Origin of the sequence: Streptomyces griseomycini (assembly GCF_014203535.1) — a bacterium.
Lineage (GTDB): Bacteria > Actinomycetota > Actinomycetes > Streptomycetales > Streptomycetaceae > Streptomyces > Streptomyces griseomycini.
The window spans coordinates 945823-967184 of the sequence record NZ_JACHJI010000001.1; the positions used below are offsets into that span (position 1 = coordinate 945823).

The following is a 21362-nucleotide window of genomic DNA, read 5'->3' on the forward strand; positions in this document are numbered from 1 at the left end:
GGGCGGGCCGCCCAGACTGGGCACGTTTTGGCCCCCACACAGTGAACGAGCCGCGCATGCCCAGCACCACCGTCGAGACGCCCCCCGCGGCGGACGACACCTCCCTCTCGCACGGCCTGAAGCAGCGTCACCTGTCGATGATCGCCCTCGGCGGGGTCATCGGCGCCGGCCTGTTCGTCGGGTCCGGCGCGGGGATCGCCGCCGCCGGACCCTCGATCGTCCTCGCCTACACCCTCTCCGGCCTCCTGGTGATGCTGGTGATGCGGATGCTGGGCGAGATGTCGGCCGCGCACCCCTCGTCGGGGTCCTTCTCGGCGCACGCCGAGCGGGCGATCGGCCCCTGGGCGGGCTTCACCGCCGGCTGGTCGTTCTGGGTGCTGCTGTGCACGGCGGTCGGGCTGGAGGCCATCGGCGCCGCGAAGATCGTCACCGGCTGGCTGCCGGGCACGCCCGAGTGGGCGTGGGTGGCGCTGTTCATGGTGGTGTTCTGCGGGACCAACCTCGCGGCGGTGAAGAACTTCGGCGAGTTCGAGTTCTGGTTCGCGGCCCTGAAGGTCGGCGCGATCACGCTGTTCCTGGCGCTCGGCGTGCTGGCCGTCGCCGGGGTGCTGCCGGGCACGGACTCCCCGGGCGCCTCCCACCTCACCGACTTCCTCCCCAACGGCGGCGAGGGCCTGGTGATCGGCCTGCTCGCGTCCGTCTTCGCGTACGGCGGCCTGGAGACGGTGACCATCGCGGCGGCCGAGTCGGAGGACCCGGTCAAGGGCGTGGCGAGCGCGGTCCGCACGGCGATGTGGCGGATCGCGCTGTTCTACATCGGCTCGATGGCGGTCATCGTCACCCTGGTGCCGTGGGACTCCCCGGCGGTGGTCGAGGACGGCCCCTACGTCGCCGCCCTGGACCGCCTCGGCATCCCGGGCGCCGGCCAGCTCATGAACGTCGTGGTGCTGGTGGCGCTGCTGTCCGCGATGAACGCCAACATCTACGGCGCCTCGCGCATCGGCTACTCGCTGGTGGAGCGGGGTCAAGGACCGAAGGCCCTCGGCCGGGTGTCGGGCGGGGTGCCGCGGACCGCCGTGCTGGCCTCCTCCGTCTTCGGCTTCCTGTGCGTGCTGCTGAGCTACTGGCGGCCCGACGACGTCTTCTCCTGGCTGCTGAACATGATCGGCGCGGTGATCCTGGTCGTCTGGATCTTCATCGCCGTCTCCCAGCTGCGGCTGCGCCGCCGGCTGGAGCGCGAGGCGCCCGAGAAGCTGGTCGTGCGGATGTGGGCGTTCCCGTGGCTGACGTGGGTGGCGCTGGCCGGCATGGCGGCGGTCTTCGTCCTGATGGCCCGGGAGCCGGACACGCGCGTGCAGCTGTACTCGACGGGCGGGATGACGCTGGCCCTGGCGGCGGTGGGGTACGCCTGGCAGCGGACGCGCGCCCGGAACTGACCCCTTCCCCCTGCGGCGACGGCCCCCGTGTGGACGCGCGGGGGCCATTTCGCGCGTTCCGGACCTGCGCGCGTCCGCTCTTGCTGCTAGCGTGCAGTTGCAAGATAGTTGCAACAAGGGGTTCGGCCCTCGGCGCGAGGACACCCCGTTCCGTCCCGGGCCGCGCCTCGCCCCGTGAAGCGCCCTGCCTCGTGATCGCCTTCTCACCGTCCACCCGGCAGGCGGAAGGAAGGAGCGCCCCCGCGAGGACGTACCCCGCGGGGGCGCTCCGCACGAGGCGCGGCCCGAGGCGGAACGGACCGCCCGGCAGGACCGGTTCCGGACTGCCGAGCGCGCCGCCACCCCCCTGCGCTCCCCGTTCCGGCAAACTTCGCAAAGAGGTCCGACGGCCGGCGCGGGAGGCCCGTATGTCCGACTACATCCACTGCCCCAACTGCGACGACAGGCTGCACCCCTTCGGCAAGGTGAACCAGGCGGAGGCGGCGCACATCAACGAAGAGCTCGAGGTGCGGGACGGCCACGGCTGGTGGCGGTGCGAGAACCGGACCCCCGAGGGGCGGTGCCTGTGGGTCCAGCCCCGCTGGCACCAGGCCAAGGGCTTCAGCCTGCCGGAGTCGTTCCGGTGACGCCCGTCACAGGTTGCTGAAGTCCGGTCCCTTCGTCCGCGTGCGCTTGATCTCGTAGAAGCCGGGGACGGAGGCCACCGCGAGGGTGCCGTCCCACAGGCGGGCGGCCTCCTCGCCCTTGGGGGCGGGGGTGACGACCGGGCCGAAGAAGGCGATCTGCCCGCCGTCGGCGCCGGGGACCGCGATGACCGGGGTGCCGACGTCCTGGCCGACCTTGTCGATGCCCTCCTTGTGGGAGGCGCGCAGCTCGGCCTCGTACGGGGTGGAGTCCCAGTGGTCCATGAGGGACTCGGGCAGGCCGACGTCCTTCAGCGCGGCGGCGACGGTCTCCTTCTCCGGGCCCTCGCCCCGGTTGTGGATGCGGGTGCCGAGCGCGGTGTACAGGTCGCCGAGCACCTCGGCGCCGTGCTCCTGCCGGGCCGCGATGACCACCCGGACCGGCCCCCAGGCCTTGGTCTCGAGCATCTCGCGGTACTCCTCGGGGAGCTCGTCGAGCTTGTCCTCGTTGAGGACGGCGAGGCTCATCACGTGCCAGCGGACCTCGACGTCCCGCACCTTCTCCACCTCCAGCATCCAGCGGGAGGTCATCCAGGCCCAGGGGCACAGCGGGTCGAACCAGAAGTCGACGGGCGTGGCGGGAGACTTGTCCGACATGTCGCTCCTCGTGACGGAAGGGTTTCTCCGTGGGAACGCCGCGCCTCCTTCCGGTCATTCCCGGCTGCCCCGCGTCAGGGGCGCATGGCAGGATCGGTCCTGATCTTCCCTGTCGACGACGCCTGAGGAGTGCCGCCCGTGCCCGGTGAGAATCTGACCCGCGACGAGGCCCGGGAGCGGGCCGCCCTGCTGTCCGTCGACGGGTACGAGGTGTCCCTCGACCTGCGTTCGGCGGTCGGCGAGGACCACGGTGACGGTCCCCGCACCTTCCGCTCCGTCACCACGGTCCGGTTCCGCTGCGCCGAGCCGGGGGCGAGCAGCTTCGCGGACCTGATCGCGCCGAGCGTGACGGCCGTGTCCCTCAACGGGCGGGACCTCGACCCCGGTGAGGTCTTCGACGGCACCCGGATCCTGCTGGAGGACCTCGCCGCCGACAACGAACTCGTCGTCGACGCCCGGTGCGCCTACTCCCGCACCGGCGAGGGCATGCACCGCTTCGTCGACCCCGAGGACGGCGAGGTGTACCTGTACACCCAGTACGAGCCGGCCGACTCCCGTCGGGTCTTCGCCAATTTCGAGCAGCCCGACCTCAAGGCCCCGTTCCGCTTCGAGGTGCGGGCGCCCGAGGGCTGGACGGTGTGGAGCAACGGCGCGGGTGAACTCACCGACGGCGTCTGGCGGTTCGCGGAGACCAAGCCGATCTCGACGTACATCACGTGTGTGGTGGCGGGCCCGTACCACTACGTGACGGACACCTACGAGCGGGTCCTCGAGGACGGCACCCGCCTCGAGATCCCGCTCGGCGCGATGTGCCGCAAGGGACTCGCCCCGCACTTCGACGCCGACGACGTGTTCCTGGTGACCAAGCAGGGCCTGGACTTCTTCCACGACCACGTCGACTACCCGTACCCCTTCGGGAAGTACGACCAGGCGTTCGTGCCCGAGTACAACCTGGGCGCGATGGAGAACCCGGGGCTGGTGACCTTCCGCGAGGAGTTCATCTTCCGGGGCAAGGTGACGCGGGCGTCCTACGAGGGCCGCGCCAACGTGATCCTGCACGAGATGGCGCACATGTGGTTCGGCGACCTGGTCACCATGGAGTGGTGGGACGACCTGTGGCTCAAGGAGTCCTTCGCCGACTTCATGGGCGCCTTCTCGCTGGTCGGCGCGACCCGCTTCACCGACGGCTGGATCACCTTCGCCAACCGCCGCAAGGCCTGGGCCTACCGCGCGGACCAGCTGCCCTCCACGCACCCGGTCACCGCGGACATCCGCGACCTGCAGGACGCCAAGCTGAACTTCGACGGCATCACCTACGCCAAGGGCGCCTCGGTGCTCAAGCAGCTGGTGGCGTACGTCGGCCAGGACGCGTTCCTGGAGGGCGCCCGGCGCTACTTCAAGCGCCACGCGTACGGCAACACCCGCCTCGGTGACCTGCTGTCGGTGCTGGAGGAGACCAGCGGCCGGGACATGGGCGCATGGGCGCGTTCCTGGCTGCAGACGGCGGGCGTCAACTCCCTCACCCCGCAGGTGCTGCTGGCCGCCGACGGCCGGATCGACGAGCTGGCGGTGGTGCAGGAGGCCGCCGAGTCGCACCCCGAGCTGCGCCCGCACCGGGTGGCGGTGGGCCTGTACCGGCGCACGGACACCGGCGCGCTGGAGCGGTACGCGCGGGCCGAGACGGACGTCGAGGGGGCACGTACGGTCGTGACGGAGCTGGCGGGCGCGGACGCGCCGGAGCTGGTGCTGGTCAACGACGACGACCTGACGTACTGCAAGACCCGCTTCGACGAGACCTCGCTGGCCACGCTGCGCGAGCACCTGGGCGCGCTGACCGACCCGCTCGCCCGCGCCCTGTGCTGGTCGGCGCTGTGGAACACGACCCGCGACGCGCTGTTGCCCGCGCGGGACTTCGTGGACCTGGTGCTGCGGTTCGCCGGACGCGAGTCCGACATCGGCGTGCTCCAGATGCTGCACGCCTGGGCCGATTCGGCGCTGGTGCACTACGCGGCGCCCGCCTGGCGGGAGACCGGCGGGGCCCTGCTCGCCGAGGGTGCCCGGCGCGAGCTGGAGGGGGCCGAGCCGGGCAGCGAGCAGCAACTGGCGTGGGCGCGCTTCTTCGCCCGGGTGGCCTCCGCTCCGGGCGACCTCCAGCTGCTCCAGGACCTGCTGTCCGGCACGGCGGCGGTCGAGGGGCTCGACGTCGACCAGGAGCTGCGCTGGGCGTTCCTGGAGCCGCTGGCCGCGCACGGGGTCGCGGACGAGAAGGCGCTGGCCGAGGAGCTGGTCCGGGACGACACCGCCTCCGGCAGGCGGCACCAGGTCCGCTGTCTGGCCGCCCGCCCGTCGGCGGAGGTCAAGGCGCGGTGCTGGGCGCAGGTCGTGGAGTCGGACGCGTTGTCCAACGCGCTGGTGGAGGCGACGATCGCGGGCTTCGCCCAGGCCTCGCAGCGGGAGCTGGTCGCGCCGTACGCGGAGAAGTACTTCGCGGCGATCGAGCGGGTGTGGACCGAGCGGTCGATCCAGATCGGCATGGACGTGGTGCGGGGCCTGTTCCCCGCGCTGCAGGACTCGCAGGCGACGCTGGACGCGACGGACGCGTGGCTCACGGCCCACGAGGACGCGGCCCCGGCGCTGCGCCGGCTGGTCCTGGAGGCCCGGGACGACCTGGCGCGGGCCCTGCGCGGACAGGCGTGCGACGCGGCGGCGGGCTGACCGGCTCGCGGCCCGTCCCGGGCCGCCCTCCCGTCACGGGGGCGGCCCCGGGTCCTCCCCCGCCGCGGGCGCGGCTCCGCTCCCCGTGACGGGGTCGTCCGCAACCGTTACGGAACGCGGGCACGACGGCCGTGACCCCTGGTCCTCATCCGAACGGGCCAGGGGTTTTCGGTACCCGAACACACGTCCTTTAGTGCTGTCTTGTCCTTGTTTGTCGACGGATGTGTAACAGGGGTTCGGAGAGGCGCCGGAGGCGGGAAGTTGCCGGACATGAACCACAACACCCCGCTCTCCCCCCGCCCCCTGCACCACCTCGCCGACGGCGGCCGCCGCGTGCTGACCACCGCACAGCTCCGCGCGCACGGCGTGTCGGCCGCGGAGACCAGCGAGCAGTGCCGCCCCGGCGGCCCCTGGCAGCAGCTCCTGCCCGGGGTCGTCCTGCTCCACCCCGGCCCGCCGACCAGCGAGGAGCGGCTGCACGCGGTGCTGATGTACACGGCGCGGGAGCGGACCGCGGGCGTCCCCGTCCAGCCCGGCGCGGACGAGCCGCCCGCGCCCTCCTACGGGGAGGCGATGATCACCGGGCTGGCCGCGCTGACCCTGCACGGCTTCTCCTCCGCTCCCCCGCTGCCGTCGCTGGACGCCTTCGACGTCCTGGTCCCGCGCCTGCGCCGGCTGCGCTCGACGGGCTGCGCCCGCATCGTGCGCACCCCCGACCTGCCCGTGCCGGTGCGGGTCGCGGTCCCCCAGGCCCTCGACTCCGTCCGAGCAGGGGGTTCCCCCGTCCCCGTGGCGCCGGTCCCGCGCGCGCTGGCCGACGCGGTGGCGGGCCTGAAGGACGCGGACACCGTGCGCCGGCTGCTGACGGAGGCGGTGCGGGGCGGCCACTGCGAACCGACCGCGGTGGTGCGGGAGCTGACCCGGGCGCGGCTGCTGAACCGGCCGCACGTGGTGGACGCGGTGGACTCGCTGCTGGCCGAGGGCCGGGCGATGGCGGAGTCCCGGCTGTACCGGATGGTGCGCGAGCACGGCCTGCCGGACCCGGTGTGGAACGTCGACCTGCGCCTGCCGGGCGGCCCCCACCTCGGCGGCCTGGACGCGTACTGGCCGGAGCACGCGGTGGCGCTGGAACTGGACACCCGGGCGCCGCGCCCGGGCGGGCGGCCCGACGACGACGCCCAGGGGTCGGAGTACTCCCGCAAGCGCGAGCACCTGGAACGCCTCGGCATCACGGTCGTCCGCCTCGGCCCGCGGGGACTCCGGGACGCGATGGAGCAACAGGCGGCGGTGGTCCGCACGGCCCTGATGGCCTCGGCCGACCGCGATCCGGCGGCGTACGTCGTGGTGCTGCCCCGGTAGTGCGGCACCGCGGCGCGCCGGGAGGGGGCGGAGGGACCGCCGGGAGCCACGGCCCGGCGGTCCCTCCGCGTGTGCGCGGGGTGCGGGCGTCAGTCGCCGCAGAACTCCGCCTCGATCACCGCCCCGGTGTCCCCCGCCCAGTCACCGTTGAAGTTGAACGCCAGGGAGTGCCGGCCGTTCTCCGTCGTGACGGCCTCGGACAGCGAGCCGTGGATGCCGCCGCCGTGGCCCCAGACGGTCACGCCGCAGCTCAGCTCGGACTTCATCAGGCCCAGGCCGTAGCCCTGGCCGGAGCCCACGGGCACCGTGGTGGTCATCGCGTTCAGCTGCTCCCGGGGGAGCAGCCGGCCCGTCAGCAGGGCGCGGTAGAAGCGGTTGAGGTCCTTGGAGTCGGAGATCATCTCGCCCGCCGAGTGGGCGAGGGACGGGTTGAGGCGCGTGACGTCGTACGTGGGGCCGGCCCCGTCCTGCGTCAGCTTGGAGTAGGCGCGGCTGCTGGGGCCGGGCACGGCGGCACGGGTGCCGGGGACCGAGGTGGCGGTCAGGTGCAGGGGGTCGACGATGCGCCGGCGGACCTCCTCGCCGTAGGGGCGGCCGGTGGCCTTCTCGATCACCATGCCGGCCAGGACGTAGTTGGTGTTGGAGTAGTTCCAGTCGGTGCCGGGCTCGAAGTCCGGCTCGTGGGCCAGGGCGACCCGCACCAGGTCCTCCGGGGCCAGGGTGTCGTAGCGGTGCTCGAAGAAGCCGTCCTTCAGGAAGTACGTGCGGCCGAAGTCCTCGTCCGCCGTGTAGTTGAAGACGCCGCTGGTGTGGTTCAGCAGTTGCCTGAGGGTGATCCGGGTGCCGTCGTGGCCGTTGCCGGTCACCAGGCCGGGCAGCCAGGTGTCGACGGTGTCGTCCAGGGACAGCTTCCCCTCGGCCTCCAGCTGCAGCAGCACCGTCGCCACGAAGGTCTTGGTGATGCTGCCGATCCGGTAGCGGTCGTGCGGGGAACGCTTCCGCTCCGTGCGGAGGTCGCCCACCCCGGCGGTCGCCGCCCAGGTGCCCCGCCGGTCCTTCGCCGTCGCCGTCACACCGGGCACGCCGGCGGCGACCGCGGCCCGCATCGCCCGGTGGGCCGCCCGGTGGTCGCCGGTGTCGGCGCCGGTGACGTCCCCCGTTCCGGCTCCGGATCCCCCGGGTGCCGCCACGGCGGGGGCCGCCAGGACCGCCGAGAGGGCCACCGCCACCGCCGCCACCGCCGTCGTCCGCATCCGCATGTTCGTGTCTCCCCTGCTCATCGGGCGTGGTCGCGGGGAGGGACCGCGGAGGGGCCGGCGGGGTTGCCGCCGGCCGCGGTGGTTGATCCGGTTTCAGCCCTTCTCGAGCAGCAGCTCCGTGTTGCGGTCCGCCGGGGCGCCGGCCAGGTCCGTGCGGGCGCCCGGGGCGTTGAGGGAGAGCTCGCGGTAGAGGGCGGCGAGGCCGGTCTGGGAGAGGTCGGTGAAGTCGGTGCGGGACGGGGCGGCGGACTCGACGAGGGTGGTGAACAGGGAGAGCGTGCCGTCCTTGTTGTCCACCAGCTCGACGACCCGGGCGAGCTGCGGGAAGTCGACGTGGGAGGCGGTGGAGATCTCCCAGAAGGAGCCGCCGGGTCCGGTGTGCGGGGTGACGGCGTTGCGGTGGATGTGGCCGTTGACCCAGGCCACCACGTTGCGGTGGCGGCCGAGGAGGGCGGCGACCTCCTCGCCGCCGTGGCGCCGTTCGTCGGGGCGGGCCGGGTCGCGGTGGGTGTTGGTCATCGACGTGCTGGTGTGGTGACTGAAGACGATCGCGTAGGAGTCCTCGTGGGTCCGCAGGGTGCGCTCCAGCCAGCGCAGTTGGGCGGTGCCGAGGGAGCCCGCGTAGTGGCCGCCCGGGTCGGTGGTGTCGAGGCTGACGCCGACGACGTCGTCGGTGATGCGGAAGGCGTAGTACTGGGTGCCCGCGTCGAGGTTGGCGGCGGTGTAGCCGTGGCCGACCGGGCCGGGGCCCCGGTGCGCCGGGTCGAGGTGGGCCCGGAGGTACTCGTCGGGGGTGAAGGGGGCGCGCCGGTCGTCGGGGGTGACGGGGCGCGCGGCGCGGGCGTGGGCCGCCAGGAACTCGCCGTACCGCACGCCCCTGGGGTCGGTGGCCTTCCTGATGGCCCGCTGGAGTCTGCGCGCCTCGGCCGCCGGTACGTCCATCAGCTTCCGTCCGCCCACCGCCAGGTCGGTGAGGCGGGGGTCGCCGTGGGAGGCGTAGCAGCCGAGCGGCATCGTGTCGTGGTTGCCGACGGTGGAGTACCAGGGGAGGTCGAGGCCGGGGCTGTTCACCTCGCGGACGGCCGCCGCGAGGAAGCCGTCCAGGTGCGGGAAACCGAGCCGCTTGTCGGCGTCGCGGACGGCGTCGTCCGGGTGCCAGTACTGCCGCAGGCCGCTGTTCTGGACGCCCTCGTAGTGGCGCGGGTCACCCGTGTTGGGGGTGACGCGGCCGCCGCTCATCACCGTCAGGAACCACTCCAGCTCGGAGCGGGTGTTGTTGTCGGTGTTGTCGCCGGTGGTCATCGCGAAGTGCAGCGGTGAGCCGGTGGCGGGGGCGCCGCGCAGCGCGTTGACCCGCTCCACCAGGGCGACCGCGCCCTGGACGGTGAGCGCCTCCTGGGGCCGCCAGGCGTGCACGTCGGCCGAGCGGAGGTACTCCAGCCGCAGCGGGTGCTGGGCGTCGATCAGGTGCAGGTCGGTGAGCTGGACGAACGCGGTGAGCGGGGTGCGGCGGCCGGCCCGGCCGGAGCGGGGCTCGGCGAGCTCACCGCGCACCACCCGGCCCCAGCCCGGGCCGTCGCCGAGCCGGCGGTAGCCCGCGGCCCCGCGCGGGGCCGCCGTGCCGGCGAGGGTGGTGCCGCGGGTGTAGGGGACGAGCGGGGCGGCCGGCGCCTGCCGCGAGGAGGCGAGCACGGCCCGGCCGTCCCCGGCGGCGGGGTCCGCGGCGGCGGCCCGGCCGTCACCGGGCCGCAGGGCGTAGCCGGCGCCGGCGGAGAGGGCCACCGCTCCGGTGGCGGCGAGGAGGGAACGGCGGTGGAGTCCGGTGGAGCCGGCGACTGAGCGTAGGCGCGACATGCGCGTGTCCCCCCGTGTGCGAACGCGTCGGCAGTGGTCGCGGGGCGCCCGTCGGCCGGACGCTCCGCTCGTACTGGATGCTCGGCACCGGGAATGACCCGCGTGTGAACGGGACGGCAACGCGCAGCGCCGATCGCCGTACGTGGATCTCGGACCGCCGAAGGCGTCGACGACCGCTCCCGAACCGGCCCGGAAGCGGTCACGCCGTGTTCACCCCACGGAGGCCGGGCTAGCCTTCCGCGGGTTCCACCCGCCCCACCGCGGGCCGCTCCCGCCACAGGCGCAGTGCGATGTCGACCATGCGGACCCGGACCAGCCCCGGGACGGCGTCCAGGGGCTGCCAGGCGGCCAGGTCGGTGGAGCCGCCGACCTCGTTGCGCAGTTCGCCGCCGGTGATCCGGCCCTCGTAGACCAGCCGTACGCCGTGGTGGTCGACGGCGCGTCCGAGGCGGGCGGGGAAGGTGCGGCGGGTGGAGTTCACGCCGAGCAGTCCGGTGACCTCGATGCGGTAACCGGTCTCCTCCTCCACCTCCCGCCGGACGGTGTCGTAGGGGTCCTCGCCGTGCTCCGTGCCGCCGCCCGGCAGCACCCACTCGGGGACGCCTCCGGGACCCGGTGACCGGGCGAGCAGGAGCTGTCCGTCACGCACCACCACGGCGTAGGCCGCCACCCTCAGCTTCCGTCGCATCCGGGGACGTTAACCCGGTGGTGACGGATTGGCAGGCGAATACGCGGGGGCGGACCAGCGCAGCGGCACGGCGCCCGGGGTGTCCAGGACCTCCGCGACGGTGAAGCGGACCCGGCGCTCCCCGTCGGGGGTGAACTCCGTGCGGGCCTCGCCGGTGAGCCGGAGGGCCGCTCCCGTCGTCCAGTCCAGGAGGAGCAGGCCCGCCCGGGGGTCCGCGGCCAGGTTGCCGAGGGTGAGGAACATGGCGTTGCCCGGGTAGTCGCGCCAGGTCAGTTCGGTCGGTGACGTGGTCCGGACGAAGCCGGGGTTGCCGCCCCGGTGACTGGCGTCGGCGCCGGTCCCGTGGACGGTGGCGACGAAGAAGGTGTCGGCCGCCTCCACGAACGCCCGCTGGGGGGCCGTGAGCCGGCGGGTGCGGCGGGTCTCGCCCGGTTCACGGCCGGCGACCGTCTCGTAGGAGTCCCGTTTCTGCAGGTACTTGGGGCAGTTGGCGAACACCCGGTCCGCCTCGACGGCGAAGCCGTGGGGGGTGGGGTGGAGCCGGCCGCCCAGACGCATGCGGCGGCGGGTGCGCGGGTCCAGGGCGAGGGTGCCGACGGCGGTCCCCTCGGTGGCGAGTGCCGCCGCCAGCGGGTCGTCCGGGTGCGGTCCGCCGGTGACCGACATCCGTCGCGGGCCCGTGGCGCGCACGAAGCCGGGGGTGCCGGTGAGCGGCGAGGCCCACACCCTGCCGGTCTCCGGGGCGGCGGCGCCCACCACCAGCAGCGGCTGGAGTTCCAGGAAGGCCGCCGCGACCGGTTTGATGGCGCGCCCGACGGACCGGCCGACGTGGTCGGCGGCCCCGCGGACGCCCACGCGGTCCTGCACGGCGCGCGATCCCGCGTGGTACACGTCCGTGATCGTCTCCACGGCTAGAAGAAACCGCAGGTCGGGGCGGACGCGTGGGGGGCGGGGGCGCCGGCCGCGCCGGTCGGCGCCGAGATCTCCAGGCGCGTCCCGTCCGGGTCGTGGAAGAAGATGCCGCCGGAGGCCGCGCCCTCGGCGTGGGCGACCACGCCGTCGTGGGCGAAGTCGGTGCCGTGGGCGCGCAGGGCCGCCTCGTACTCCCTGACCCGCTCGATCGATTCCGCCTCGAAGGCGAGGTGGTGCAGTCCGGCGCGTCCGCCGTCGTACGGCTCCCCCGCCTGCTGCCAGAGCGTCAGCACGAGGTTCCCGTCCTGGCCGAGGAAGGCGTAGCGCCTGCCCTCCTCCTTGCCCTCGCCGATCAGGGCGAAGCCCAGGACGTCGCGGTAGAAGGCCAGCGAGCGGTCGAGGTCGGTGACGTTCAGGCCGACGTGGCCGGTGCGCAGGGGCATGGGTTTCCCTTCGTCGAGCCCTGCGGAGGGACACAGGGCTAACCGTTGAAATAGACGTTAGAGGTTAGACATGGAGCGCGTCAACCGGTCACGTACCCTTGACCGGTTAGCACGGAAGGGAGAACCCATGTCCGACCGGGACCGCCGCGACCCGCGCCCGCTCACCGGTGAGCCGCTCGCGCTCGACCTGCTCAACACGCGGTGGGTCCACGAGGGCGCCCCGCAGGACCTGCTCACCGGCACCGACGGGCTCGCGGTGTGGCTCGGCGCCAACGGCCTGGACGACCGCTTCGCCGCCGACGCGGCGACCCTGCGGCACACCCTCCGGGCGCGGGACGCGCTGCGGGAGGCCGTGGACGGAGCGGCGGGCGAGGGCGCGGAGGCCGTCGACGCCGTGCTCGCGCACGGCCGGATCCGGGCCACGCTCACGGCGGACGGACCGGGCGAGCGCCCCGAGTTCGACGACGCCTCCTGGGGACCGGCCTGGCTCGCCGCCCGCGACTACCTCCGGCTGCTCACCCTCGCGCCCGACCGGATCCGCCGCTGCGCCCACGAGGCGTGCGTCCTGCACTTCTTCGACACCTCGCGCAACGGCACCCGCCGCTGGTGCTCCATGGCGGTCTGCGGCAACCGCGCGAAGGCGTCGCGCCACTACGCGCGCACGAAGGAGGGCTGACGCCCGGGCCGGCGACACCCCGGACGGTCCGGGCGACTTGTCGCCTTCGGGAGCTCATCTCCCAAAAGCGCATCGGGGGTTTTCCCCATACATCCATTTCGATTCGGTCAACCCTCCCCAAACGCCAGTCCCTTGCGTAAGGCTCGGCGATCGTCCGGGATCACGTTCCGGACCGTCGCGACCGGAGTCGATCGGCTCCGGCCGCTCCGCGATCGTTCCTTACCTCCAAGGGATGCCGATGACCCACACCCCCCAGCGCGACCCGATATCGGGCACGAGACGCGTGGCCCGCATCGCCGTGGCCGCCGGTCTCGTCGCCGCGCTCTCCGCGGCCGGGCCGATACCCCTGGCCCTCGCCGTCGACGCGCCGCCCGCCGCGCCCGTCGACGGGGACATCAAGTCCGCGCACGACAAGCTCGGTGCGAAGGACGCGGACCTGCTCGCCGAGGCCAAGGCCGACGGCGCCAAGCACGTCACGATGATGATCGCCACCGCGCCCGGGAAGACCGAGCAGGTCGCCGGGCAGCTGGACGCGGTCAAGGGCGGTTCGGTCGGCCGGACGCACGACGAGCTCGGCTACGTCCGCGCCACCGTCCCCACCGCCAAGGCGGACTCGGCCATCGCCGCCGCCGCCAAGCTCTCCTCCGTGCACGGCATCGACCTGCGCGAGGAGATCCCGCTGGACGACCCGACGCCGAGCGCGGACACCGCGAAGCGGGCCGGGGGCAAGGACCGGGGGCACGGCGGGCACACCTACCGGGGCCCCGACGAGCGGACCCCGGCGAAGAACCCGTACAACCCGTCCTTCGAGACCGGCGCCGTGGAGTTCGTCGAGGACAACCCGAAGGCGGACGGCCGCGGCGTCACCATCGGCATCCTCGACTCGGGCGTGGACCTCGCCCACCCGGCGCTGCAGAGGACCACCACCGGCGAGCGCAAGATCGTCGACTGGGTGACGGCGACCGACCCGATCGTGGACGGCGACCGGACCTGGCGCCCGATGTCCTCCTCCGTCTCCGGGCCGACCTTCACCTACAGCGGCAGGACCTGGCAGGCCCCGGCGGGCGACTACCGGATCAGCACCTTCCTGGAGTCGTACACCACCGGCGGCGACGCGGGCGGCGACGCCAACCGCGACGGCGACACCACCGACTCCTGGGGCGTGCTCTACGACGCCGCGGCCGGCACGGTCCGCGTCGACCTGAACAACAACTTCGACTTCGGCGACGACGCCCCGATGAAGCCGTACAAGGACGGCTTCCAGGTCGGGTACTTCGGCACCGACGACCCGAAGACCGACGTCGCCGAGCGCCAGCCGTTCGTCGTGGAGATCCGCAAGGACGTCCCGATGGACCCCTACGGCGGCGACTGGGTCGGCAAGAAGCTCGACTTCGTCAACATCGGTGTCATCGAGGGCTCGCACGGCTCCCACGTCGCCGGCATCACCGCCGCCAACGGCCTGTTCGGCGGCCGGATGGACGGTGCCGCCCCCGGCGCGAAGCTCGTCTCGTCCCGCGCCTGCACCTGGTCCGGCGGCTGCACCAACGTCGCGCTCACCGAGGGCATGATCGACCTCGTCGCCGACCGCGGCGTCGACATCGTCAACATGTCCATCGGCGGCCTGCCGGCGCTGAACGACGGCAACAACGCCCGCGCCGAGCTCTACACCCGCCTGATCGACACCTACGGCGTCCAGCTGGTGATCTCCGCGGGCAACTCCGGCCCCGGTGCCAACACCATCGGCGACCCGGCGCTCGCCGACAAGGTCATCTCGGTCGGCGCCTCCGTCTCCAAGGAGACCTGGGCCGCCAACTACGGCTCCGTGGTGGAGAAGAAGTACGCCATGATGCCGTTCTCCTCGCGCGGTCCGCGTGAGGACGGCGGCTTCACGCCGACGCTGGTCGCGCCCGGCGCCGCGATCAACACCATCCAGACCTGGTCGCCGGGCGCCCCGGTCGCCGAGGCGGGCTACGACCTCCCGGCCGGTTACGGCATGCTCCAGGGCACCTCGATGGCCTCCCCGCAGGCCGCCGGTGCCGCCGCGCTGCTGCTGTCGGCCGCGAAGCAGAAGGGCATCGACCTCCCGCCCGCGAAGCTGCGCACCGCCCTCACCTCCACCGCCGAGCACATCAGCGGCGTGCAGGCCTACGAGGAGGGCGCCGGCCTCATCGACGTCGAGGACGCCTGGGACGAGATCCGCGACGGCGCCACCGCGCACTCGTACACGGTGAAGGCGCCGGTCGACACCGCGATCGACCAGTTCCTGAAGACCCCGGGCTCCGGCACCGGCCTCTACGACCGCGAGGGCGGCCTGAAGGCCGGCCAGAAGAAGACGTACGACATCACCATCACCCGTACGTCCGGCCCCGACCGCGCGCTCCGGCACGAGCTCGAGCTCGAGAACAACGCCGGCCGCACCTTCCGCATCCTCGGCGACGACGACGTCCGGCTGCCGCTGAACGAGCCGGTCACCGTCAAGGTCCAGGCCGCGCCCGGCTCGGCCGGCATCAAGAGCGCGATCCTGGAGGTCGACGACCCGCGCACCGAGGGCGTTGACAAGCAGGTCCTGAACACCGTGGTCGTCTCCGCGCCGCTGAAGCACACCTTCTCCGCCTCGGGGTCGGTGCAGCGCAACAGCCACACCTCCCACTTCGTCACCGTGCCCGAGGGCGCGAAGACGCTGGAGATCGCGCTGAGCGGGCTGAAGGACAAGAGCCAGACCCGGTTCGTCGCCATCCACCCGTACGGCGTCCCGGCCGACCCGACGTCGACGATCAACTGCTACCCGAACTACACCAACCCGGCCAACACCTGCCGCCCCGACCTGCGGTCGTACGAGAACCCGCAGCCGGGCGTCTGGGAGATCGAGGTCGAGTCGCGCCGCACCTCGCCGCTGCTCGACAACCCGTACGAGCTGGACGTCGCCGTCCTCGGCGCGGCCTTCGACCCGGAGACCGTGACCGTGCCCGAGGCGAAAGTCGGCACCCCGGCCGCCGTCTCCTGGAAGGTGACGAACGAGTTCGCCGCCCTGGACGGCAAGCTGGTGGGCGGCCCGCTCGGCTCGTCCAAGACCGACCGGCCGGCCATCAGGACGGGTGAGACGCACACCACCACGGTCGAGGTGCCCGAGGGCGCCGAGTCGCTCGACGTGGCCATCGGCAACGTCTCCGACGCCTCCGCCGACCTGGACCTGACGGTCTACGACCAGGACGGCAACCAGGTCGCCCAGTCCGCCGACGGCGACTCGGAGGAGTCGGTGTCCATCGCCGGGCCGGCCGCCGGTACGTACACGGTGGAGGTCGTGGGCTACTCCGTCCCGGCCGGCTCCACCGACTACGACTACCGGGACGTGTTCTTCTCCGCCTCGCTCGGTGAGGTCACCGTCGACGGCTCCGCGCCGGTGAAGCTCGGCACGGGCGACTCGGCCACCGTCTCCGGCCAGGTCACCGCCGCCGCGGCGGCTCCCGAGGGCCGTGCGTTCTTCGGCCGGGTCCAGCTGGTCAACGCGCGCGGCACGGTCGCGGGCGTCGGCAGCGTGGCGATCGGGACGGTCGTTCCGTAAGGGAGCGGCAGTTCCGCGAGGGACCGCCGTGCACGAGGGGCGGGCGTCCGTACGGGCGCCCGCCCCTCCGTCGTTTCCTCAGCCGCAGGTCAGGGTGCGCGACTCGGGGAGCGAGGCGGTGATCCGGGCCCGCTCGGGGGCGATGTCCTCCTCCCCGACGACCACCGTGTCCGGGTGGTCGCCCTCGAGGGGCACGCCGATCATCACCCGGTCGCCCTCGCGCAGGCGGGGCTGCCCGGCCGCGTCCAGCACGAAGGTCACCCGGTGGCCGTCCTCCGTCCCCTTGTGGGCGCGGGACACCCGAAGCGTGATGCGTTCCCGCCCGGCACCCGGCAGCGGTTCCACGGCCACGACGGCGCCCTCGGCGACGAGGCGGGCGCAGGCGAGGTAGCGGGGGCTGCCGAAGGCGACACCGCCCTGCTTGCCGGCCGCGGAGTCCGCCGCGGCCTCGCTGCTGCCGCTCGCCGCGTCGGACCCTCCCCCGCCCTGCACCACGAGCCAGCCCATCCCGGCGACCACGGTGGCGGCGGCCGCCGCGGCGAGGGCGCCGAAGGCGACCCCCAGGGGACGACGGACACGACGCGGCCCACGCGGCCCCCGGGAACCACCGGGCCGGACGGGGCCGCTGGGGCCGGAGGAGCCGGTGGTCCCGGCGGGTCCCGCGGGCGTGACGGACGCGGTGGGCACCGCAGGCCGCGGGGACGCAGCGGGACCGGCGTCCCCGGTGGACCCCGTCGGCCCTGTGGGTACCGCATGCCCCGTCGACCCGGAGGATCCGGGCCTCGCCCGGGTCCCGGTGACGACCGGCCGGTCCCCGGGCCCGCTCCCCGGGGCGGCCGACCGGTTCCCGGTCCCGTTCCGGGGGGCCGGGTCGCCCGGTGGCCGTGCCCGGACGCCCTGCCCCGTCCCGTCGTCTGGCTCCGGCCGCTTCCCCCCGGGCCGAGCGGCCCCGCCCCGCCCCGCCGGGACGTCGTCCTCCCCACCGGCGGGGGCGGCCTCGGCCGGGGCGGCGAGCGCGTCCCCGATCAGCGCCAGCTGCTCCCGCAGGACCGCGAGGTCGGCGACGGCGGCACCGTGCGCCGCCAGGAACGCCGGGTCCCGACGGCCCCGCGCGGGCAGCGGCTCGTCCAGGATCGCGGCCATCAGGGCGTCCGTGCCGTCGTACGCGATGTCGTCGTACGCGGTGCCGTCGTGCGCGCCGTGTCCGGCGTTCCCCTGCCCGGGGGCCCGGTCGTCGTCGTGGGCGGTCACGTCACACCACCTCGTCCTCGTGCAGGCGGGCGCGCAGGGCCCGTACCGCCGTGTGCAGCCTGCTCTTGACCGTGCCCTCCGGAACGCCGAGCTGTTCGGCGATGGAGCGCACCGGCAGGTCGGCGTAGAAGCGCAGCACGACGACCTGGCGCTGGGCGTCGGGCAGCTCGTCCAGGCCGCGGGCGACGGCGAGGGAGAGCAGGCTGGTCTCCTCGCCGGAGGGGAGCTCCGCCGGGCGCAGCGCGGCGAGGCGCTCGCCCAGCCGCTCCTGGCGGCGCTTGGCCCGGTGCCAGTCCATGGCGAGGTTGGAGGCGACCACCGCCGCCCACGCCGAGACGTCCCGCGGCGCCTCCCGGCCGCTCGCGGCGCGTTCCAGCAGCCGCAGGCGGACCTGCTGCACCCCGTCCGGCAGGTCCGCCTGCGGTACCCCGCCCAGCGCGAGCACCGCCCGCACCCGGCGTTCCTGCGCCGCGTCCAGCGGGTCGCCGCCGGCGGCGTACGACCCCCGGCCGCGCCGGGCCCTTCCGCGCAGCACTGGCCACCCCCTCACGCTGTTTCCCCTACGACGCCGCTGCCGCCCGGAACGTTCGTCCGGGTCCTCCGGAGCCCACCGAGGCGTACGTCACATCTCCGTGTGGCCGGGACCGGACCGGGCAGGGGACCTTGCGGTCCGCGGCCTCCTGGGACTGAATTTCTGCAGCTCAGAGGGGTGGCGGCCGAAGGTCCGCAACCGGTGGTCACCGCCGGTGTGTCCCACTTCGCGAGCAGAACCCGCAAAGAATTGGACAGGCGGGCCGTGGTCGGCCGCATGATGGAAGAGCCTCGGCCAGGCATTCAGGAACAAACCAGGACGCAGTAGGGAGTCGCCGTGAGGGTCGGAATCGTCGGAGCCACCGGTCAGGTGGGCACGGTCATGCGCAGGATCCTCAAGGAGCGGAACTTCCCGGTCACCGAGCTGCGCCTGTTCGCCTCGGCCCGCTCTGCGGGGACGGAGCTGGACGGCGTGACGGTGGAGGACGCGTCGACCGCGGACTACACCGGGCTGGACATCGTGCTGTTCTCCGCGGGCGGCGCGACCTCGAAGGCGCTGGCCGAGAAGGTCGCCGCGCAGGGCGCCGTCGTGATCGACAACTCCTCCGCCTGGCGCAGGGACCCCGAGGTCCCCCTCGTCGTCTCCGAGGTGAACCCGCACGCGATCGCGAACCGCCCCAAGGGCATCATCGCCAACCCGAACTGCACGACGATGGCCGCGATGCCGGTGCTGCGCCCGCTGCATGCGGAGGCCGGTCTGGAGGCGCTGGTCGTCGCGACGTACCAGGCGGTGTCCGGCTCCGGTCTCGCGGGCGTCGCGGAGCTGCACGACCAGACCCGGAAGGTGGTCGACGGGGCCGACAAGCTGACCCACGACGGCGCGGCGGTCGACTTCCCGGAGCCCGGCGTCTACAAGCGCCCCATCGCCTTCAACGTGCTGCCCTTCGCCGGCAACCTCGTCGACGACGGTCTGAACGAGACCGACGAGGAGCAGAAGCTGCGGAACGAGTCCCGGAAGATCCTGGAGATCCCCGAGCTCAAGGTCTCCGGCACCTGTGTGCGCGTGCCGGTCTTCTCCGGCCACTCCCTCCAGGTCAACGCCCGGTTCGCCCGTCCGATCAGCGCCGAGCGCGCGACCGAGCTGCTGGCGGACGCCCCCGGTGTCGTCCTCACCGACATCCCCACCCCGCTGCAGGCCGCCGGCCAGGACCCGTCCTACGTCGGCCGCATCCGCCGCGACGAGACGGTGGACAACGGCCTCGCGCTGTTCATCTCCAACGACAACCTCCGCAAGGGCGCGGCGCTGAACGCCGTGCAGATCGCGGAGCTGGTGGCGGCGGAGCTCACCGCCGCGTAGGGCACCCCGCGCAGGACCCCGCCCCGGGGCGGTCACCCGGTACGGAGTGACCGCCCCGTCCCGTTCCGTGCCCCTCGTCGGGGCCCTCGTTGCGGAGTGCGGCAATCCGCCCCGCCGCCCGTGTCGCTCATGTGAAGATCGCGCCATGACCCAGATGGTGAAGGGCGGCAACCTGCCCGTTCCCGCAGCCGCCCTCCAGGTGGCGGTGACCTGGCGGCAGGGCCCCGGAGTACCGGACGTGGACGTCTCGGCCCTGCTGCTCGACGCGACGGGCCGGGTCCGCTCGGACGCCGACCTCGTCTTCTACAACCAGCCGGCCCACCCCTCGGGAACCGTGCGCCACCTGGGCAAGGGCCAGGGGGCCGACGGCACGGGCGCCGACTGGCTGTGGCTGGACCTCGCGGCCGTGGAACCCGGTGTGGACCGGGTCGTGGTGGCCGCCTCCGCCGACGGGGGAGCGTTCGGGCAGGTGCCGCTGCTGGACGTCCGGCTCGGCCTGCCGGACGGGCAGCCGGTCGCGTCCTTCGCGATCGGGGACGCCTCGGCGGAGACCGCCTTCGTCTTCGGCGAGTTCTACCGCAGGAACGGCGGCTGGAAGTTCCGCGCGGTGGGGCAGGGCTACGCCTCGGGGCTGGCCGGGCTCGCGACGGACTTCGGGATCACGGTCGCCGAGGCCCCGCAGCCGGTGCCCGCGGCCGCACCCGCGCCCCCGCCTCTCCCCGCCGCTCCGGTCCCTCCTCCCCCGCCTCCCGGCACCGCCGCGGCCCCTTACGCCGTTCCTGCTCCCCACGGCGCTCCGGCCCCTTACGCCGCTCCGGCCGCCCCGGCCGCCCCGGCCGCCCCGGCCGCCCCGGCCGCCCCGTCCTCTCCGGTCCCGCCCACCGACCGGCTGGCGTCCGAGCTGGCGCTCTCCTTCCCCCCGTTCGTGCACCGGGCCTCGGGCAAGCAGCGCGTCACCTGCCCGCCGAACCTGCCGCCCGGCGCCCGCGTGGTCGTCGAGATCGAGTGCCGGGACAGCATCTCGGTGCACATCGACTCCTGTGACGCGTACGGCCGCGCCGACCGGGACCTGCTGTCGGCGTACGAGGACGAGGTCCACGGGCGTACGTTCGCCACCGTCCCGGAGGACCGCCCGCTGTGCCTGCTGGTGCGCGCCGACACGCCCTGGACGCTGCGGGTGCTGCCGCTCGCCCACGCCCGGCGCCTGGTGCACGACCTCAACGGCAGGGGGCCGGACCTGCTGGTGTACGAGGGCCCCGCGGGCGTGCTGTCCTTCGTGCACCAGGGCGAGAGCAACTTCGCCGTCTGGCACCACTTCACCTCGCCCGACCCCGAGTGGCCGGGGGACGACGAGGACCTCCTCGTCAACGAGGTCGGCCGCCTCGACGTACTGGCCCCCGTCCGGGCACCCGGCCTGCTGCGGATCGAGGCCGACGGCCCGTGGCGCGCCGGGGTGGGCGGCTGAGGCAGCCGGCCTCTCCCGGGCCCGCGCGGGGCCCGGGAGCTCAGTCCCTGCGGATCTCGTACAGGAAGCACCCGTACTCCACCGCCCGCACGTGCACCAGGGCCACCCGCGGGTCGGCGAACGCCTCCGCGACGGCGGGGCGGAAGTCCTCCGGTGCCCCGACCAGCCGTCCGCCCAGGATGCGCCCGTCGGCGGAGTAGCGGCGGACGACGCGATGGGCCCCGGTGAAGGGCAGGCCGTCGTCCTCCGGCCCCGCGCACTCCCCGGCGTGGAGGAAGACCGGCCCCTGCTCGTCGTACGCGCCCGGATCGGCGCCGGTCTCCGCCGCCCAGCGGCGCAGCGGCGCGTAGGAGACGAGGGCGATCAGCTCGCCCGGGCGGCTGCGCCGCAGGCAGCAGCGCAGCGGGGCGCCGCCCTCGTCGTCGGTGACGGGGACGGCCGGGCGCCCCGCGTCGTCGGCGGTCAGCAGTTCCTTCAGGACGGACGGCGGGACGGGACGCGGGGTGTGGCCTCCGGTGCGGCCCGCGGTGTGGATCGTCATGCCCCCAGACTCGCGTCCGCCGGCCCCGGACAC

The 21362-nt window shown here is 73.9% G+C and carries 17 protein-coding genes; 8 read left to right on the forward strand and 9 right to left on the reverse strand.

What is annotated here, in order from left to right:
• Nucleotides 1-56: 56 nt before the first annotated feature.
• Together FHS37_RS04295 and FHS37_RS04300 are read left to right on the forward strand one after the other, a co-directional pair.
• The gene (locus tag FHS37_RS04295; protein ID WP_184817644.1) at nt 57-1436 is read left to right on the forward strand and encodes an amino acid permease; all 1380 of its coding nucleotides are present in this window, start codon (nt 57-59) and stop codon (nt 1434-1436) included.
• A gap of 407 nt (nt 1437-1843) precedes the next feature.
• The gene (locus tag FHS37_RS04300) at nt 1844-2062 is read left to right on the forward strand and encodes a hypothetical protein (protein WP_184817724.1); all 219 of its coding nucleotides are present in this window, start codon (nt 1844-1846) and stop codon (nt 2060-2062) included.
• Between the two features lie 6 nt (nt 2063-2068).
• Here the strand turns inward: FHS37_RS04300 and FHS37_RS04305 are convergent, their stop codons facing one another.
• Entirely contained in the window at nt 2069-2716 is a 648-nt protein-coding gene (locus FHS37_RS04305) for a mycothiol-dependent nitroreductase Rv2466c family protein (protein ID WP_184817645.1), read from the reverse strand.
• A gap of 138 nt (nt 2717-2854) precedes the next feature.
• On the opposite strand from FHS37_RS04305, the gene pepN reads away from it, so the two are divergent.
• The gene (pepN, locus tag FHS37_RS04310; protein ID WP_184817646.1) at nt 2855-5431 is read left to right on the forward strand and encodes an aminopeptidase N; all 2577 of its coding nucleotides are present in this window, start codon (nt 2855-2857) and stop codon (nt 5429-5431) included.
• 270 nt (nt 5432-5701) lie between these two features.
• On the forward strand, nt 5702-6790 hold the full coding sequence (locus tag FHS37_RS04315; RefSeq protein ID WP_184817647.1) for a hypothetical protein: 1089 nt from the start codon (nt 5702-5704) through the stop codon (nt 6788-6790).
• Between the two features lie 89 nt (nt 6791-6879).
• On the opposite strand, the gene FHS37_RS04320 is transcribed toward FHS37_RS04315, so the two are convergent.
• From FHS37_RS04320 to FHS37_RS04340, 5 genes are all read right to left on the reverse strand, one after another.
• Nucleotides 6880-8049 carry a serine hydrolase domain-containing protein gene (locus tag FHS37_RS04320; protein ID WP_184817648.1) on the reverse strand — a complete coding sequence of 390 codons (1170 nt, stop codon included), beginning with the start codon at nt 8047-8049 and terminating at the stop codon, nt 6880-6882.
• Between the two features lie 93 nt (nt 8050-8142).
• Complete coding sequence (locus FHS37_RS04325; protein ID WP_184817649.1) at nt 8143-9903, reverse strand: TIGR03767 family metallophosphoesterase; 1761 nt, start codon at nt 9901-9903, stop codon at nt 8143-8145.
• A 229-nt stretch (nt 9904-10132) separates the two neighbouring features.
• Nucleotides 10133-10591: an NUDIX hydrolase gene (locus tag FHS37_RS04330; RefSeq protein ID WP_184817650.1), complete on the reverse strand. Its 459-nt coding sequence runs from the start codon at nt 10589-10591 to the stop codon at nt 10133-10135.
• Nucleotides 10592-10600: 9 nt separating this feature from the next.
• Nucleotides 10601-11500: a pyridoxamine 5'-phosphate oxidase family protein gene (locus FHS37_RS04335; protein ID WP_184817651.1), complete on the reverse strand. Its 900-nt coding sequence runs from the start codon at nt 11498-11500 to the stop codon at nt 10601-10603.
• Between the two features lie 2 nt (nt 11501-11502).
• Nucleotides 11503-11946, reverse strand: a complete 444-nt coding sequence (locus tag FHS37_RS04340; protein WP_184817652.1) for a VOC family protein — start codon at nt 11944-11946, stop codon at nt 11503-11505.
• A 127-nt stretch (nt 11947-12073) separates the two neighbouring features.
• Here FHS37_RS04340 and FHS37_RS04345 point away from each other — a divergent pair, with 127 nt between their 5' ends.
• Both FHS37_RS04345 and FHS37_RS04350 read left to right on the forward strand, forming a co-directional pair.
• A complete protein-coding gene (locus FHS37_RS04345) occupies nt 12074-12622 on the forward strand; it encodes a CGNR zinc finger domain-containing protein (RefSeq protein ID WP_184817653.1) in 549 nt (182 codons plus the stop codon).
• Between the two features lie 238 nt (nt 12623-12860).
• Complete coding sequence (locus FHS37_RS04350) at nt 12861-16184, forward strand: S8 family serine peptidase (protein ID WP_184817654.1); 3324 nt, start codon at nt 12861-12863, stop codon at nt 16182-16184.
• Between the two features lie 78 nt (nt 16185-16262).
• Here the strand turns inward: FHS37_RS04350 and FHS37_RS04355 are convergent, their stop codons facing one another.
• The gene (locus tag FHS37_RS04355) at nt 16263-17435 is read right to left on the reverse strand and encodes a collagen-like domain-containing protein (protein WP_184817655.1); all 1173 of its coding nucleotides are present in this window, start codon (nt 17433-17435) and stop codon (nt 16263-16265) included.
• Nucleotide 17436: 1 nt separating this feature from the next.
• Nucleotides 17437-17970, reverse strand: a complete 534-nt coding sequence (locus tag FHS37_RS04360; RefSeq protein ID WP_184817722.1) for an RNA polymerase sigma factor — start codon at nt 17968-17970, stop codon at nt 17437-17439.
• Nucleotides 17971-18303: 333 nt separating this feature from the next.
• Between FHS37_RS04360 and FHS37_RS04365 the strand changes: the two genes are divergently transcribed.
• Together FHS37_RS04365 and FHS37_RS04370 are read left to right on the forward strand one after the other, a co-directional pair.
• Nucleotides 18304-19323 carry an aspartate-semialdehyde dehydrogenase gene (locus FHS37_RS04365; RefSeq protein ID WP_184817656.1) on the forward strand — a complete coding sequence of 340 codons (1020 nt, stop codon included), beginning with the start codon at nt 18304-18306 and terminating at the stop codon, nt 19321-19323.
• A 145-nt stretch (nt 19324-19468) separates the two neighbouring features.
• Nucleotides 19469-20788, forward strand: coding sequence for a TerD family protein (locus tag FHS37_RS04370; protein ID WP_184817657.1), 1320 nt, complete (start codon nt 19469-19471; stop codon nt 20786-20788).
• Nucleotides 20789-20828: 40 nt separating this feature from the next.
• Here the strand turns inward: FHS37_RS04370 and FHS37_RS04375 are convergent, their stop codons facing one another.
• Complete coding sequence (locus tag FHS37_RS04375) at nt 20829-21329, reverse strand: DUF1203 domain-containing protein (RefSeq protein ID WP_184817658.1); 501 nt, start codon at nt 21327-21329, stop codon at nt 20829-20831.
• Nucleotides 21330-21362 lie beyond the last annotated feature (33 nt).

Coding starts and splice junctions, on each gene's coding strand:
- FHS37_RS04330 (WP_184817650.1), bottom strand. CDS start 10,591: ATGCGACGGAAGCTGAGGGTGGCGGCCTACGCCGTGGTGGTGCGTGAC.
- FHS37_RS04305 (WP_184817645.1), bottom strand. CDS start 2,716: ATGTCGGACAAGTCTCCCGCCACGCCCGTCGACTTCTGGTTCGACCCG.
- FHS37_RS04300 (WP_184817724.1), top strand. CDS start 1,844: ATGTCCGACTACATCCACTGCCCCAACTGCGACGACAGGCTGCACCCC.
- FHS37_RS04345 (WP_184817653.1), top strand. CDS start 12,074: ATGTCCGACCGGGACCGCCGCGACCCGCGCCCGCTCACCGGTGAGCCG.
- FHS37_RS04320 (WP_184817648.1), bottom strand. CDS start 8,049: ATGCGGATGCGGACGACGGCGGTGGCGGCGGTGGCGGTGGCCCTCTCG.
- FHS37_RS04375 (WP_184817658.1), bottom strand. CDS start 21,329: ATGACGATCCACACCGCGGGCCGCACCGGAGGCCACACCCCGCGTCCC.
- FHS37_RS04340 (WP_184817652.1), bottom strand. CDS start 11,946: ATGCCCCTGCGCACCGGCCACGTCGGCCTGAACGTCACCGACCTCGAC.
- FHS37_RS04315 (WP_184817647.1), top strand. CDS start 5,702: ATGAACCACAACACCCCGCTCTCCCCCCGCCCCCTGCACCACCTCGCC.
- FHS37_RS04350 (WP_184817654.1), top strand. CDS start 12,861: ATGACCCACACCCCCCAGCGCGACCCGATATCGGGCACGAGACGCGTG.
- FHS37_RS04370 (WP_184817657.1), top strand. CDS start 19,469: ATGACCCAGATGGTGAAGGGCGGCAACCTGCCCGTTCCCGCAGCCGCC.
- FHS37_RS04295 (WP_184817644.1), top strand. CDS start 57: ATGCCCAGCACCACCGTCGAGACGCCCCCCGCGGCGGACGACACCTCC.
- FHS37_RS04325 (WP_184817649.1), bottom strand. CDS start 9,903: ATGTCGCGCCTACGCTCAGTCGCCGGCTCCACCGGACTCCACCGCCGT.